Annotated in this window: 11 protein-coding genes; all 11 read left to right on the top strand. The window is 69.9% G+C overall.

Annotated features, from left to right (window positions below):
* The first annotated feature begins 20 nt into the window (after positions 1 to 20).
* Positions 21 to 2,072 carry a hydantoinase/oxoprolinase family protein gene (locus tag FFK22_RS01790; RefSeq protein ID WP_138888337.1) on the top strand — a complete coding sequence of 684 codons (2,052 nt, stop codon included), beginning with the start codon at positions 21 to 23 and terminating at the stop codon, positions 2,070 to 2,072.
* Complete coding sequence (locus tag FFK22_RS01795; RefSeq protein WP_138888336.1) at positions 2,069 to 3,724, top strand: hydantoinase B/oxoprolinase family protein; 1,656 nt, start codon at positions 2,069 to 2,071, stop codon at positions 3,722 to 3,724. The genes FFK22_RS01790 and FFK22_RS01795 overlap by 4 nt, the downstream gene beginning before the upstream one ends.
* A 28-nt stretch (positions 3,725 to 3,752) precedes the next feature.
* Complete coding sequence (locus tag FFK22_RS01800) at positions 3,753 to 5,285, top strand: ABC transporter substrate-binding protein (protein ID WP_138888335.1); 1,533 nt, start codon at positions 3,753 to 3,755, stop codon at positions 5,283 to 5,285.
* 255 nt (positions 5,286 to 5,540) lie between these two features.
* Positions 5,541 to 6,857 carry an FAD-binding oxidoreductase gene (locus FFK22_RS01805; RefSeq protein WP_138888334.1) on the top strand — a complete coding sequence of 439 codons (1,317 nt, stop codon included), beginning with the start codon at positions 5,541 to 5,543 and terminating at the stop codon, positions 6,855 to 6,857.
* Between the two features lie 48 nt (positions 6,858 to 6,905).
* Positions 6,906 to 7,436, top strand: coding sequence for a MarR family winged helix-turn-helix transcriptional regulator (locus FFK22_RS01810; protein ID WP_138888333.1), 531 nt, complete (start codon positions 6,906 to 6,908; stop codon positions 7,434 to 7,436).
* A 24-nt stretch (positions 7,437 to 7,460) separates the two neighbouring features.
* Positions 7,461 to 8,153 carry an SDR family NAD(P)-dependent oxidoreductase gene (locus FFK22_RS01815; protein ID WP_138888332.1) on the top strand — a complete coding sequence of 231 codons (693 nt, stop codon included), beginning with the start codon at positions 7,461 to 7,463 and terminating at the stop codon, positions 8,151 to 8,153.
* Between the two features lie 37 nt (positions 8,154 to 8,190).
* A complete protein-coding gene (locus FFK22_RS01820) occupies positions 8,191 to 9,519 on the top strand; it encodes an FAD-binding oxidoreductase (RefSeq protein WP_138888331.1) in 1,329 nt (442 codons plus the stop codon).
* Between the two features lie 73 nt (positions 9,520 to 9,592).
* Positions 9,593 to 11,272: a peptide ABC transporter substrate-binding protein gene (locus FFK22_RS01825; RefSeq protein WP_138888330.1), complete on the top strand. Its 1,680-nt coding sequence runs from the start codon at positions 9,593 to 9,595 to the stop codon at positions 11,270 to 11,272.
* Positions 11,273 to 11,302: 30 nt separating this feature from the next.
* Positions 11,303 to 12,253 (top strand): ABC transporter permease, encoded by a 951-nt coding sequence (locus tag FFK22_RS01830; protein ID WP_138888329.1) that lies wholly within the window; start codon positions 11,303 to 11,305, stop codon positions 12,251 to 12,253.
* Positions 12,254 to 12,265: 12 nt separating this feature from the next.
* Positions 12,266 to 13,147, top strand: a complete 882-nt coding sequence (locus FFK22_RS01835) for an ABC transporter permease (RefSeq protein WP_138888328.1) — start codon at positions 12,266 to 12,268, stop codon at positions 13,145 to 13,147.
* Complete coding sequence (locus FFK22_RS01840; protein ID WP_138888327.1) at positions 13,147 to 14,163, top strand: ABC transporter ATP-binding protein; 1,017 nt, start codon at positions 13,147 to 13,149, stop codon at positions 14,161 to 14,163. Before FFK22_RS01835 ends, FFK22_RS01840 begins: the two co-directional genes overlap by 1 nt.
* Positions 14,164 to 14,171 lie beyond the last annotated feature (8 nt).

The following is a 14,171-nucleotide window of genomic DNA, read 5'->3' on the forward strand; positions in this document are numbered from 1 at the left end:
GGACATGGGAAGGCTTCACGATGGCTTGGCGCATTGGCGTGGATTCCGGCGGGACGTTCACCGACGTCTGCCTGTTCGACGATGAGAGCGGGCGGCTCGACGTCTGGAAGGTCTCATCGACCCCCGACGACCCGTCACGCGGCATCGTCCAGGGGGTGGAGGAGGGGACGGCAAGGGTCGGCGCCGAGCCGGGGGAGATCGGCTATTTCGGCCACGGCACCACGGTCGGCACCAATGCCCTGATCCAGCATCGCGGCGTCCGCACCGGCCTCTTGACCACCGACGGCTTCCGCGACCTGCTGGAGATCGGCCGGCAGAAGCGCCCGGACCTCTACGACCTGCAGGCCGACAAGCCGGAGACGCTGGTCAGCCGCGACCTGCGCATCGACATCCCGGAGCGCATCCGCCACGACGGCTCGGTCGAGACCCCGCTGGACGAGGCGGTGCTGCGCAAGGCGGTGCGCGAGCTGCGCGCGGCCGGGGTCGAAGCGGTGGCGGTCAGCTTCCTCTATGGCTTCGTCCGCAGCGAGCATGAGGAGACGGCGCTGCGCATCCTGGCCGAGGAGTTCCCGGAGGCCTTCGCCTGCGCCTCGCACGGCGTGGCGCCGGAGTTCCGCGAGTATGAGCGGGTCTCGACCACCGTGGTGAACGCCTATCTCGGCCCGGTGATGCGCGGCTATATCGAGCGGCTGGGCCAGCGGCTGTCCGAGATCGGGGTCAAGGCGGCGCCGCGGCTGACCCAGTCGAATGGCGGCGTCATCAGCTTCGAGACGGCGGCGCGGCTGCCGGTCCGCACCGTCCTGTCCGGCCCCAGCACCGGCGTGGTCGCGGCCCAGGCGATCGGGGCGGTCGCCGGCTTCCCCGACCTGATCACCTTCGACATGGGCGGCACCAGCACCGATGTCGCGCTGTTGGCCGGCGGCCAATGCCGCCTGGCCGGCGAGGCGGTGGTGCATGGCTACCCGATCAAGGCCCCGATGCTCGACATTCACACGGTCGGGGCGGGCGGGGGCTCGATCGCCACTGTCGACAGCGGCGGGCTGCTGAAGGTCGGACCGCGCAGCGCTGGCGCCTGGCCCGGGCCGGTCTGCTACGGCCACGGCAATGGGGAGCCAACGGTGACCGACGCCAATGTCGTGCTGCAGACACTGAACCCGGTGTCGCTGCTGGGCGGCCGCATGGCCGTTCGGCGCGACCTGGCCGAGGCCGCGATCGGCCGGCTGGCGCAGCAGCTGGGCCTCGGGCTGATGGAGACGGCGCAGGGTATTCTCACCGTCGTCACCGCCAACATGGCCAAGGCGATCCGCGTCATCAGCGTGCAGCGCGGCCACGACCCGCGCGACTACACGCTGATGGCCTTCGGCGGCGCCGGCCCGCTGCACGCCGCCCGCCTGGCCAAGGAGCTCGACATCAGCCGCATCCTGGTGCCGCAGAATCCGGGCATCCTCTGCGCCATGGGCCTGCTGCTGACCGACCTGCGCGCCGATTTCGCCGCCACCCGGCTGACCGCGCTGGACCTGGCGGCGCTGCCCGCGGTCGAGGCCGCCTTCGACGGGCTGCTGGTCCGGGCCGAGGAATGGTTCGCGCAGGAGGAGGTGCCGCAGGGCGCGCGGCGCGTCACCCGTACCGTCGACATGCGCTATGCCGGTCAGAACTACGAGCTGCCGGTGGCGCTGCCGGACGGGCCGGTGACGCCGGCGACGCTGGAGGCGCTGGCCGCCGGATTCGCCCGGGCGCATGAGCGGCAATATGGCTTCGTCGCCGCCGGCGAGCCGGTGCAGTTGGTTACCTTCCGGGTCGAGGCCGCGGGCGTTGTCACCAAGGCCAGCTTCCGGCCGCAGCCCGATGCCGGGCCGGAGGCTGGGCACGCCGTCACCGGTTCGCGCGAGGTCTGGCTGCCGGAGGCGGGGGGCTGGGTCTCCTGCCCGGTCTATGACCGCGCCCAACTCAAGCCCGGCAACCGCATCGCCGGCCCGGCCGTGGTCGAGCAGATGGACAGCACCACCGTTATCCTCCCCGGCATGACGGCCCATGTCGAACCCTATCTCAACCTGGTCCTGGATGTCCGATGAGCGTCGCCGTCCCGCAGCGCCGCGAGGCCGCGCTCGACCCGATCACGGTCGAGGTGATCGGCAGCGCCTTCGCCTCGATCGCGGAGGAGATGGGGGAGGCGCTGGTCCGGGCCAGCTACTCGACCAACATCAAGGAGCGGCGCGACTGCTCCACCGCGCTGTTCGACATGGCCGGCAACACCCTGTGCCAGGCCGAGCACATCCCGATGCATCTCGGCAGCTTCATCGGCATCATCCCGCATATCATGAGGCGCCATCCGCTGGACCGGATGCGGCCGGGCGACGTGTTCATCGGCAACGACGCCTATGAGGGCGGCGGCACGCATCTGCCCGACATCGTGCTGGCGGAGCCGATCTTCGTCGACGGGCGGATGGTGGCCTGGGCGGTCAACACCGCCCACCACGCCGACTTCGCCGACCGCGGCCACGCCCATATCTACCAGGAGGGGATCCGGATCCCGCCGATCCGGCTGTACCGCGCCGGCGAGCTGCAGGCCGATGTGCAGGAGCTGGTACTGCTGAACTGCCAGGTCCCGCGGGAGCGGCTGTCCGATCTCCGTGCCCAGATGGCGGCCAACCGCCTGGGCGTGCAGCGGATGACGGCGCTGTGCGCCAAATACGGCGCCGACGTCGTGCTCGCGGCCGGCGCCGCGCTGCAGGATTATGCCGAGCGCAAGATGCGCGCCGGCATCGCCGCGATCCCGGACGGCACCTACCGTTTCAACGATCGTTTCGACAATCCGGAGCTGGACGGCGAGCTCGACTTCGCTGTCGAGATCACCGTGGCCGGCGACGAGATGCGGCTGCATTTCGACAGCCCGCCGCAGGTCCGGGGTGGCCTCAATGTCGTCTACACGGCGCTGCTGTCGACGGTCTATTACGCGGTGAAGACGGTGGTCGACCCGACCATCCTGCCCAATGCCGGGCTGGCGCGGCCGCTGACGGTCACGGCGCCGGAGGGCACGGTGCTGAACTGCATCCATCCGGCGGCGGTCAACGGCCGGGTGGCGACCTGCCAGCGCATCGCCGACCTGATCCACGGCGCCCTGGCCCAGGCGGTGCCGGAGCGGTTGACCGCGGCCAGCAACGGCTCCTGCGCCTCCGCCACCTTCATGGGGCGCGACGCCAAGACCGGCGGCCTGTGGGTCTATCTCGAGACCATCGGCGGCGGCAGCGGCGCCCGCGCCGGCAAGGACGGGCTCGACGGCGTCCATGTCCACATGACCAACACCTCCAACCTGCCGGCCGAGGCGCTGGAGCTGGAATACCCGCTGACCCTGCTGCGCTACGAGCTGGTCGACGGCTCCGGCGGTCCTGGCGCGCAGCGGGGCGGCATGGGGCTGCGCCGGGTCTACCGGGCCGAGGCCGACTGCCGGGTGCATATCGACGGGTCGCGCCTGCGCTCCGCCCCGTGGGGGCTGGAGGGCGGGCTGGAGGGCGGCCGCGGCGGCTTCGTCTTCGGTCCCGGCGTCGCCCCGTTCGACCACGGCAATGGCGACCTGAAGCGCGGCGACGTGATCGAGATCGTGACGCCGGGCGCCGGCGGCTATGGCCCGCCATCCGGGCGCGCGGCCGACGCCGTGCAGCGCGATCTGGCGGAAGGACGGATCGACCGGGAGACGGCGCAGAGGGTCTACGGCGCCGTGCTCTGACCACGACAACAGACAGGGAGAGGTCATCATGCTCGTGTCCCGTCGCACATTGCTCGCCAGCGGGCTCGCCGCCGGCGCCGTGCTGCCGGCGCTGCGCCTGCCGGCCTGGGGCCAGGCGTCGGCGAACACGCTGCGCTTCGGCCTTTCCAGCTATCCGCCGAACCTGCAGCCTTGGGTGAATTCCGGCGGCGCGGCGGGCTCGGTCGCGGCGCTGCTGCATCGCGGCCTCTTGTCCTACGCCGCCGACGGCAGCCTGCAGGGCGAGCTGGCTGAAAGCTGGCAGCCGGAGGGCGACAAGGCCTGGGTCTTCCGCCTGCGCCAGGCCCTCTTCCACAACGGCGCCCCGGTCACCGCCGCCGACATCCAGTGGAACATCGAGCAGGTCGCCGGCGAGAAATCGACCGCCTATCTGCGCACCCAGCTGCAGGGGGTAGAGCGGGTCGAGACGCCGGACGACCGCACCGTGCGCCTGGTGATGAAGCAGCCGACCGTCTGCGTGCCGCACTGGTTCGCCAACTACTACATGCCGATCGTGGCGAAGGGGTCGACCGCCGACGACCCGCTGGGCATCGGCGCCGGGCCCTTCGTGCTGCAGGGGCAGGAGCGTGGCGTATCGCTCGACCTCGCCGCCTTCGACAAATACTACAAGCCCGGCCTGCCGAAGCTGAAGGCGGTCAAGGTCATCGCCTATCCGGACGAGACCCTGCGGGTGGCGGCGCTGCAGGCCGGCGATGTCGACCTGATCGACTATGTCCCCTGGCAATCGATGCCGTCGATCGAGGCCGACGGGAACCTGAAGCTGGACAACCAGCTCGGCCCGTTCATGTACCTGACCTTCAACGGCAAGACCGGCCCCTTCGCCGATCCGCGCATCCGCAGGGCGGTGGCGCTCGGCATCAAGCGCGACGAGATCGTGCAGGCCGCCTTCTTCGGACGCGGTGCGCCGCTGGAGGGGCTGCCCTTCCCGCCGCAGACGCCCTTCTACGACGAGGCCGCGGCGCATGGCTGGCGCCATGACCTCGACAAGGCCAAGGCGCTGCTGGCCGAGGCCGGCGTGGCCGACGGCTTTTCCTGCAAGCTCCTCTCCACCGCCCAGTACGGCATGCACAAGAGCACGGCCGAGGTGATCCAGCAGAACCTGGCCGAGCTCGGCATCCAGGTCGAGCTGAACATGCCGGACTGGCCGACCCGGGTCAGCCTGGGCAATCGCGGCCAGTACGAGTTCGCGGTGATGGGCACGGCGATGGAGAGCCCGGATCCGGAAAGCCTGTCCTCCTTCGTCGATTCCTCGCTGTCGCCGTCCTACATCCGCAGCACCGGCATCACCGTGCCCGGGCTGAACGAGCTGCTGGCGGCGGGGCGAGGGGAGTTCGACGCTGCGAAGCGCAAGGACATCTACGCCAAGGCCGGCCAGCTGGTGCTGGATCAGGCGCCGATGGTGACGCTGGCCTACCGGGCGCAGGGTTTCGCCATGCGCAAGGCCCTGCAGGGCTTCCGCAACCTGCCGGGCGGCCTCAGCTTCTACTCCGCGACCACGCTGGACCAGTCCTCCTTCGCCTGAAGGGGGCGATCCTGCTCAGCGCCGCTGGCCGCAAATTCGTCACATGTCACTTGACTCCGTCCATAGTGGACGATCACAATCATAATCTCAGTTGCCAAGAAGCGATCTGCCTTGAGACCGGTCTCAAAACCGGGCTTGTCTGATCGCGTGCTACCGCACCAAGTTCTGGTGAAAAAGAAAGCATGACGTGCCTGCGATGGGCATTCTGCGTTCTTTTGATCGGAATTGTGTCAGTTCTTCCGGAACAGGAAGGAAATGATACACAAGACATCGCTCGAACCGTCGCTGTGGTACGCCACGGCGGCCCCCGCGCCGGAGACGACGGCGCTGGACGGCACGATAGACGCGCCGGTCTGCGTGATCGGCGCCGGCTACACCGGCCTGTCCACCGCGCTGCATCTCGGCGAGCGCGGTGTCGGCACGGTGGTGCTGGAGGCGGAGCAGATCGGTCATGGCGGCTCCGGCCGCAATGCCGGCCATTGCACCCCGACCTTCCATGTCCACGAGATCGCGACCGTCCGGCGCATCCTGGGCGAGCCTTTCGCCACGCGGCTGATCGAGCGCCAGACCAACGCCGCCAACCTGGTCTTCGACATCATCCGCCGCTACGGCATCGACTGCGAGGCGGTGCAGACCGGCTACATCCACGCCGCCCACGCCACTGCCGCCCTGGCGAAGCTGGAGCGGCGCTGCCGGGAATATGCGGCTGTCGGCAAGGCCACGAGGATGCTCGACAGCGACGAGGCCCAGCGCCTGACCGGGTCGCCGCGCTTCTGCGGCGGCTGGATCCATCCGGAGGGCGGGCACCTCAACCCGCTCGGCTATGCCCGCGGCCTGGCCCGGGCGGCGATCTCGCGCGGCGCCCGGGTCTTCACCCGCTCGCCGGTCACCGCGATCCGGCCGCAGGGCGCGCGCTGGCGGGTGGAGACGCCGGCCGGCGCCGTCCTCGCCGACAAGGTGGTGTGCGGCACCGGCGCCTATACCGACGGCTACTGGCCGGGGCTGGAGCAGAGCTTCGCCCGCCTCGGCGTCGCCGTGCTGGCCACCCAGCCGCTCAGCGACAATGTCCGCCGGACGATCGCGCCAGACAACAACACCGTGGTCGACAGCCGGCGCGACATCTCGATCTGGAAATACGACAAGGACGGACGACTGGTGACCTCGCTGTTTGTCGAGGGACGGCGCGGCACGGACCCCGCCTACACCACGGCGCTGATGCGGCGGAAGCTGCAATGGCTGCTGCCGCAGCTCGGCGATGTCGAGTTCCAGTACAGCTGGACCGGCGCGATCGACATGCAGCCACGCACCTTCCCGCGGCTCTACGGCCTGGCGCCCGGCGTGGTCGCCTCGCTCGGCTATTCCGGCCGCGGCGTGCCGACCGGCACGATGATGGGCACGGTGCTGGCGGAATGGGCGACGGGAACACCGCCGCAGGACCTGGCGCTGCCGATCGAAAGGCTGCAGCGCACGCCCTTCTACATGAGCTTCATGCCGCGCGTCATGCTGGCCTGGTCGCGGATCCGCGACCAGCGCTCCGCCCGGCGCGACGGCCTCGACCCGCCGCCCTTCTGATCATGTGGAACCCTGGCTTGACCCACCTCACCGAACCCAAGGACGGCCATGCCCGCCACGAGCGATGGCCGCGCCGGCCCGCGGCGCAATCCGCAGGTCCCGAAGACGATCGACTTCTCGGAGATCGATTTCGATATCTTCACCGACCTGCTCAGCTTCTATGTCCGCACCGTCAACATGCTGGTCAGCCGCGACCTGGACGAGCAGATGGAAGCGCTGGAGGTCGCTGGCGGAACCGGCAAGATCTCGACGCTGCTGCTGGTCGAGCGCAATCCGGGCATCCGGCCCTCGGTGCTGGCGCACTTCATCCTCAAGGACCGCTCGGCCATGGGTCGGCTGCTCGAGCAGCTGCAGCAGGCTGGGCTGGTCGAGCAGAAGATCTCGCCGGAGGAGCGGCGGGCGCGCGAGCTGTATCTGACCGGCAAGGGCCGGCGCGTGGCCGAACAGGTGCGCGCCGTCGCCCGCCGGCAATCCGCCGAGTTCTTCTCGATCCTGAGCGGGGCGGAGCAGGCCGACCTGCTGCGCCTGCTGCGCAAGGTCTATGCCGGCTATGTCGAGCACGCGCCGGTGGTCGAGTGAGCGGGCGGGGTGGGAGGCATCGCCATGACTGACACCCGTGTCGCCATGATCTCCGGCGCCGGCCGGGGCATCGGCGCGGAGATCGCGACCGCATTGGCCCGCGCCGGCTGGCGGCTCAGCCTCGGCGTGCGCGACCCGGTACGGCTGACCCCGCCGGACGGCGCCCTGGTCCACCGCTTCGACGCCCGCGATCCGGACTCCGAACGCCTGTGGGTCGAGGCCACGGCCGAGCGGTTCGGCCGGATCGACGCGATCATCGCCAATGCCGGCATCATGATCCCGAAGACGGTGATCGCGGCCGACGACGCCGACCTCGACGACCTGATCCAGGTCAACGTCAAGTCGCCGTTGCGACTGGTGCGGGCGGCCTGGCCGCATCTCGTCGCCTCCGGCCATGGCCGCGTCGTCACCATCGCCTCGCTGTCGGGCAAGCGGGTGAAGTCGGCGACCTCCGGCCTCTATGCCGTCAGCAAGTTCGCGGCGCTGGCGATGACCCATGCCATCCGCCATGCCGGCTGGGACGAGGGCGTGCGCGCCACCGCGATCTGCCCCGGCTTCGTCGCCACCGACATGGCCGCGGGCCTCGCCAAGCGGCCGCCCGAAGCCATGACCCAGCCGCAGGACGTGGCGCAAATCGTCGCCTTCCTGCTCGACCTGCCCGACACGGCGAGCATCGCCGAGATCCCGATCAATTCGACCCTGGAGGACAGCTGGTGAGCCCGATGCGTTCGATCGTCATGCGGGGAGGGCGCTGATGGGCCTCCAGGTCGACAGCGTCGAGCCGGATGAAGTCCTGCCGCAGCAGGCCGATGTGGTCATCGTCGGCGGCGGGATCATCGGCACCAGCGCCGCCTTGGCCCTGGCGCAGCGCGGAGTCTCGGTGGCGCTGTGCGAGAAGGGCCACATCGCCGGCGAGCAGTCGAGCCGGAACTGGGGCTGGTGCCGCAAGACCCGGCGCGATCCGCGGGAGATCCCGCTGATCATCGAGAGCATGCGGCTGTGGGAGGGGATGAACCAGACGGTGGAGGCCGAGACCGGCTTCCGCCAGAGCGGCATCCTGTTCGCGGTCGAGACCGACCAGGAGATCGCGGAATACGAGGCCTGGCTGGAGCATGCCCGGCCCTACCAGCTCGACGCCCGGCTGATCAGCCCGGCCGAGTTCGACCGGCTGATGCCCGGCGCCGGCGCCCGCTGGAAGGCGGCGCTGTACTCCGCCTCCGACGGGCGGGCGGAGCCGCAGCGCGCCGCCCCCGCCATCGCCCGCGCCGCGCGCCGGGCCGGCGCCGCGATCCTGACCGACTGCGCCGTCCGCGGCGTCGACCGGGCCGGCGGGCGCATCGCCGGGGTGGTCACCGAACGCGGCCGCATCGCCTGCAACAGCGTGATCGTGGCCGGCGGCGCCTGGTCGCGCCGTTTCCTGAAGGATCTCGGCCTGACCCTGCCGCAGCTCAAGGTCCGGGCCAGCGTGCAGCGCACGGCGCCGCTGGAGGGCGCGCCGGAAACGGCGATGTGGTCGAAGGAATTCGCGCTGCGCAAGCGCCATGACGGCGGCTACACCATCGCCAACGGCAACTCCAACATCGCGCCGCTGGTGCCGGACAGCTTCCGCTTCTTCAGCGACTTCCTGCCGGCGCTGCGCATGGAATGGTCGGCGCTGAAGCTGCGGGTCGACGACCGGTTCCTCCAGGAATGGCGGGAGGCGGCGCTGGTGCCGCTGGACCAGGTCTCGCCCTATGAGAAGGCGCGGGTGCTGGATCCGGAGCCCGACCGCCAGGCCAACCGCCAGGCCATGGCCGACTTGGCCAAGCAGTTCCCGGCCTTCGCCGGCGCCAGGGTGGTGCAGGAATGGGCCGGGTTGATCGACGTCACGCCCGACGCCGTGCCGGTGATCTCGACGGTCGCGGAGGTGCCAGGCCTCGTCGTAGCGACCGGATTCTCCGGCCACGGCTTCGGCATCGGCCCCGGCGCCGGGCACCTGGCCGCCGATCTCGCCACGGGCGCCCGCCCGATTGTCGACCCGAAGGATTTCCGCTTCTCGCGCTTCAGTGACGGATCGAAGCCCAGGCCGATGGCCGGGGTGTGAACCGGCCGGGCGGGGAGATGGGCGCAGACCCGCCCCCGCCGGGCCTTGGAGGCAACGAAAAGGGAGCTTCACCATGACCGACGAGACCAGGGATCTTCCGTTCGCCCAGACCAGCCGCCGCCGCTTCCTGGCGGCAGGCCTCGCCGCCGGCACGGCGGTCTGGCTCGGCCCCGGCCAGGGCTGGGTCAAGGCCGCCCGCGCCGCAGGCCCACCATCGAAGGCGACCGGCCAGGCCGTGATCGGCCTGTCGCAGGAGCCGACGGTGTTCAACCCGCTGATGCTGCACATCGAGGTCGATGAGGGCGTCTATTTCAACCTGTTCAGCGCGCTGTGGCAGGTCGACCCCGAAGGCAAGTTCATCCCTGACCTGGCTGCGGAGGTGCCGAGCCTGGAGAATGGCGGCATCTCGGCCGACGGCCTGACCTGGCGCATCAAGCTGCGCGACAACGTCAAATGGCATGACGGCACGCCGTTCACCGCCGAGGACGTCAAGTATTCGATCGAGCTGATCAACAACCCGAAGTTCCGCGCCGCGCGCCGGGCCGGGCACGAGCTGGTGCGCGACCTGACCGTGGTCAGCCCGACCGAGCTGACCTGGAAGCTGGAGAAGCCCTACGCGCCCTATCCGTCGATCCTGTCCTGGACCTTCATCGTGCCGAAGCACCTGATGGAGAAGGAGGCCGACCCGAACGCCTCGACCTTCGCCACCAAGCCGGTCGGCACCGGGCCGTTCAAATGGGTCGAGCGCGTGCCGGGCGACCACATCACCCTGGCCGCGCATGACGGCTACCACCTGGACGGGCCGTATCTCGAGCGGCTGGTGATCAAGTACATCCCCGACCTGACCGTCCTGTTCACCCAGTTCACCACCGGCGACATCGACTATATCGGCCTGCAGGGCATCACCGCCGATCATTACGAGGAGGCCAAGGGACTGGCCGACCGTGACGTCTCGCCGGTGCCGCAGGCCTTCATCGAGAACATCGCGCTGAACCTCGGGATGCCGGTGTTCCAGGACCCGGCGGTGCGCGAGGCCCTCTACACCGCGATGGACAAGCAGAGCATCATCGACAGCATCTATTACGGCCTGCCGACACCGTCCGAATCCTTCCTGCCGAAGCAGTCCTGGGCCTTCAACCCGGACCTGCCGAAGCAGAGCTATGACGCCGAAAAGGCGAAGCAGATGCTGGACGCGGCCGGCTGGAAGCCGGGCGGCGACGGCATCCGCGAGAAGAACGGCGTGCGGCTGGAATTCGTCAACTCGACCACCGCCGGCAACCATGTGCGCGAGCAGGCGCAGCAGCTGCTGCAGCAGAACTGGCTCGACATCGGCGTCAAGATGAACATCAACAACCTGCCCCCGGCGGTGATGTGGGGCGACTACTGGATGCAGTCGAAGTTCGAGACGGCGATGGTCGGGATCTACTTCATGGTCGGGCCCGACCCGGACGCGACCGACTATTTCTCCAGCCGCTCGATCGGCGCCAAGGGCGGGGGCGGCCAGAACACGACGCAGTATGAGAGCGCCGACGTCGACAAGCTGCTGGCCGAGGGCGCGTCGACGGTCGACCCGGCCAAGCGCAAGGCGGCCTATTTCAAGATGCAGGAGTTCACGCGCAAGGACCTGCCCTACCTGCCGATCTTCCAATACGCCATGGTCCAGGGCGTGAAGAAGGGCCTGACCGGCTTCACCCCCAACGTCAACGTCCAGGAGAACTGCTGGAACGCGCACACCTGGTACTGGGCGAGCTGAGAAGGGGACGGCCCGGGGACGGAGGAAGCGATGGCGCCATTCCTGTTCGGCCGCGCGCTGCAGAGCCTGCTGCTGCTGTGGCTCGTGTCGATGATCGGCTTCGCCGTGCTGCACCTGACCCCGGGCGGCCCGCTGTCGCAATTCGCCCTGGTCCCGGGCATGACGCAGGCGCGGCTGGCCGAGATCGCCCATGAGATGGGCCTCGACCGCTCCCTGCCGGTGCAATATTGGGAATGGGCCAGCCGGCTTCTGACCGGCGACTGGGGGCGGTCCTACCGCGACCAGTCGCCGGTGCTGGACGTCATCGGCTCGCATCTCTTCGCCACGCTCGAGCTGATGGCGACGGCGATCCTGATCGCGGTGCTGCTGGGCGTCTGGATCGGCGTCATGGGGGCGGTCCGGCGCTATTCCTTCGCCGACATGCTGGCGACGGTCGGCGCCATGGTCGCCCTGTCGATCCCGACCTTCTGGTTCGGCCTGGTCGTGATCTACATCTTCTCGGTCCGGCTGCAATGGCTGCCGGCCGGCAACATGTACACGGTCGGCGACGGGTCGCTGCTCGACTTCCTGCACCATCTGATCGCGCCGGCCCTGGTGCTGGCGCTGGTCGAGGTGGCGGTCTGGAGCCGCTACATGCGCGCCTCGATGATCGACGTGATCAACCAGGACTATATCCGCACCGCCCGGGCCAAGGGCCTGCCGGAGAAGCGGGTGCTGATCCGCCACGCGCTGCGCAACGCGCTGTTGCCGATGATCACCCTGGCCGGGCTGGAACTGCCGACGCTGCTGGGCGGCGCCCTGGTGACCGAGACGGTGTTCACCTGGCCGGGCATGGGCCGGCTGTTCCTCGATTCCCTCGGCTACCGAGACTACCCGGTGGTGATGGGCATCCTGATGGTCTCGGCCCTGCTGGTGCTGCTCGGCAACCTCTTGGCCGACATCCTCTGCGCGGTGGCCGACCCGCGCATCCGGCTGGATTGAGGGGAGGGGGCGATGACAGCGACCGCCGCCGGCCCCACCGTCGAGACCGCCCGCCGCACCGGGAACCGCGGCTGGCGCCGTTTCCGCCGCCACCGGCTGGCGATGGTGGGCGTCGCCTGCATCCTGCTGCTGGTGCTGGCCTGCGTTGCCGGGCCGTGGCTGCTGCCCTTCGACGATCTGCGCATCGACATGCGCGCCCGCTTCGCACCGCCGCTGACCGGCTGGCACCTGTTCGGCACCGACCCGCTGGGCCGCGACCTCTGCGCCCGGCTGCTGATGGCCGGGCGCATCTCGCTCTCCGTCGCCTTCGCCGCGATGGTGATCAGCACGATCGTCGGTTCCGCCATCGGGGTGGTGGCAGGCTATTACGGCCGGGCGGTCGGCGCCGTGCTGATGCGCCTGGTCGACGCCATGCTGTGCTTCCCCGCCGTCTTCCTGCTGCTGACTCTCGCCGCCCTGCTGAAGCCCGATCCGATCATGATCACCCTGATCATCGCCGCGACCAGCTGGATGGAGGTGGCACGCGTGGTCGAAAGCCAGATCCGCACCCTGCGTGAGCGCGACTTCACTTTGGCGGCGGAGATGATGGGCGCGTCGGACGCCCGCATCATGGTCGACGAGCTGCTGCGCAACGCCATCGGGCCGATCGTCGTCGCCGCCACCTTGACCGTCGCCCGCGCCATCCTGATGGAGGCCTATATCAGCTTCCTCGGCTACGGCATTCAGCCGCCGACCGCGAGCTGGGGCAACATGCTGAACAACGCCCAGCAATACCTGACCTCGGCCCCCTGGCTGGCGCTGGTGCCGGGCATCGCCATCACCCTGGCGGTGACCAGCTTCAACTTCATCGGCGACGGGCTGCGCGACGCGCTCGACGCCCGGCTGGAATCGTGATGACCGACGCCCCGATCCTCGAGGTCCGCGACCTGGCCGTCACCTTCCGCGGCGAAGCCGGGGCGCTGACGGTGGTCAACGACGTCTCCTTCTCCGTGCGGCGCGGCGAGACGCTGGCGCTGGTCGGCGAATCCGGCTCGGGCAAGAGCGTCACCAGCTTGGCGGTGCTGCGGCTGCTGCCGCCGGCGCCGCGCTGCACCATCGCCGGCTCGGTCCGCTTCACCGGGCATGACGGCCGCAGCCGCGAGCTGCTGCAGCTCGACCCCGAGGCGATGCGGGCGGTGCGCGGCGACGAGATCTCGATGATCTTCCAGGAGCCGATGACCTCGCTGAACCCGGTACACCGGATCGGCGACCAGATCGCCGAGGCGGTCACCTACCATCGCGGCCTCGGCCGGAAGGCGGCGCTGGCCCGGGCGGAGGAGCTGCTGGAGCTGGTCGGCATCCCGGAGCCGCGGCGGCGCCTGGCCGCCTGGCCGCACCATCTGTCGGGCGGCATGCGCCAACGGGTGATGATCGCCATGGCGCTGGCCTGCGACCCCAGCCTGCTGATCGCCGACGAGCCGACCACGGCGCTGGACGTGACGGTCCAGGCCGGGATCATCGACCTCTTGAAGTCGCTGCAGGCGAAGACCGGCATGGCGATCATCTTCGTCACCCACAATCTCGGCGTGGTGGCCGAGATCGCGGACAGCGTCATGGTCATGTATGCCGGCCGCATCGTCGAGCGCGGCGACGCCGTCGGGCTGCTGCAGCGGCCGCGCATGCCCTACACCCAGGGGCTGCTGCGGTCGGTGCCGCGGATCGACCGGCTGGATTTCGGCGGCGGCGTGCTGCCGGCGATTCCCGGCAGCGTCCCGGACCCCGGCCGGCTGCCGCCCGGCTGCTCCTTCCATCCGCGCTGCGGCCACGCCCGGCCCGGCGCCTGCGACGCCGCGGTGCCGGCGCTGGAGGAGGCCGACGGCCGGGTGGTGCGCTGCCGCCGCTGGCGCGAGATCGAGGCGGGGGGCGCATGATGCAGGGT

The organism is Mycobacterium sp. KBS0706 (assembly GCF_005938675.2).
GTDB lineage: Bacteria > Pseudomonadota > Alphaproteobacteria > DSM-16000 > Inquilinaceae > Inquilinus.

Coding starts and splice junctions, on each gene's coding strand:
- FFK22_RS01835 (WP_138888328.1), top strand. CDS start 12,266: ATGACAGCGACCGCCGCCGGCCCCACCGTCGAGACCGCCCGCCGCACC.
- FFK22_RS01795 (WP_138888336.1), top strand. CDS start 2,069: ATGAGCGTCGCCGTCCCGCAGCGCCGCGAGGCCGCGCTCGACCCGATC.
- FFK22_RS01810 (WP_138888333.1), top strand. CDS start 6,906: ATGCCCGCCACGAGCGATGGCCGCGCCGGCCCGCGGCGCAATCCGCAG.
- FFK22_RS01800 (WP_138888335.1), top strand. CDS start 3,753: ATGCTCGTGTCCCGTCGCACATTGCTCGCCAGCGGGCTCGCCGCCGGC.
- FFK22_RS01830 (WP_138888329.1), top strand. CDS start 11,303: ATGGCGCCATTCCTGTTCGGCCGCGCGCTGCAGAGCCTGCTGCTGCTG.
- FFK22_RS01805 (WP_138888334.1), top strand. CDS start 5,541: ATGATACACAAGACATCGCTCGAACCGTCGCTGTGGTACGCCACGGCG.
- FFK22_RS01825 (WP_138888330.1), top strand. CDS start 9,593: ATGACCGACGAGACCAGGGATCTTCCGTTCGCCCAGACCAGCCGCCGC.
- FFK22_RS01815 (WP_138888332.1), top strand. CDS start 7,461: ATGACTGACACCCGTGTCGCCATGATCTCCGGCGCCGGCCGGGGCATC.
- FFK22_RS01790 (WP_138888337.1), top strand. CDS start 21: ATGGCTTGGCGCATTGGCGTGGATTCCGGCGGGACGTTCACCGACGTC.
- FFK22_RS01820 (WP_138888331.1), top strand. CDS start 8,191: ATGGGCCTCCAGGTCGACAGCGTCGAGCCGGATGAAGTCCTGCCGCAG.
- FFK22_RS01840 (WP_138888327.1), top strand. CDS start 13,147: ATGACCGACGCCCCGATCCTCGAGGTCCGCGACCTGGCCGTCACCTTC.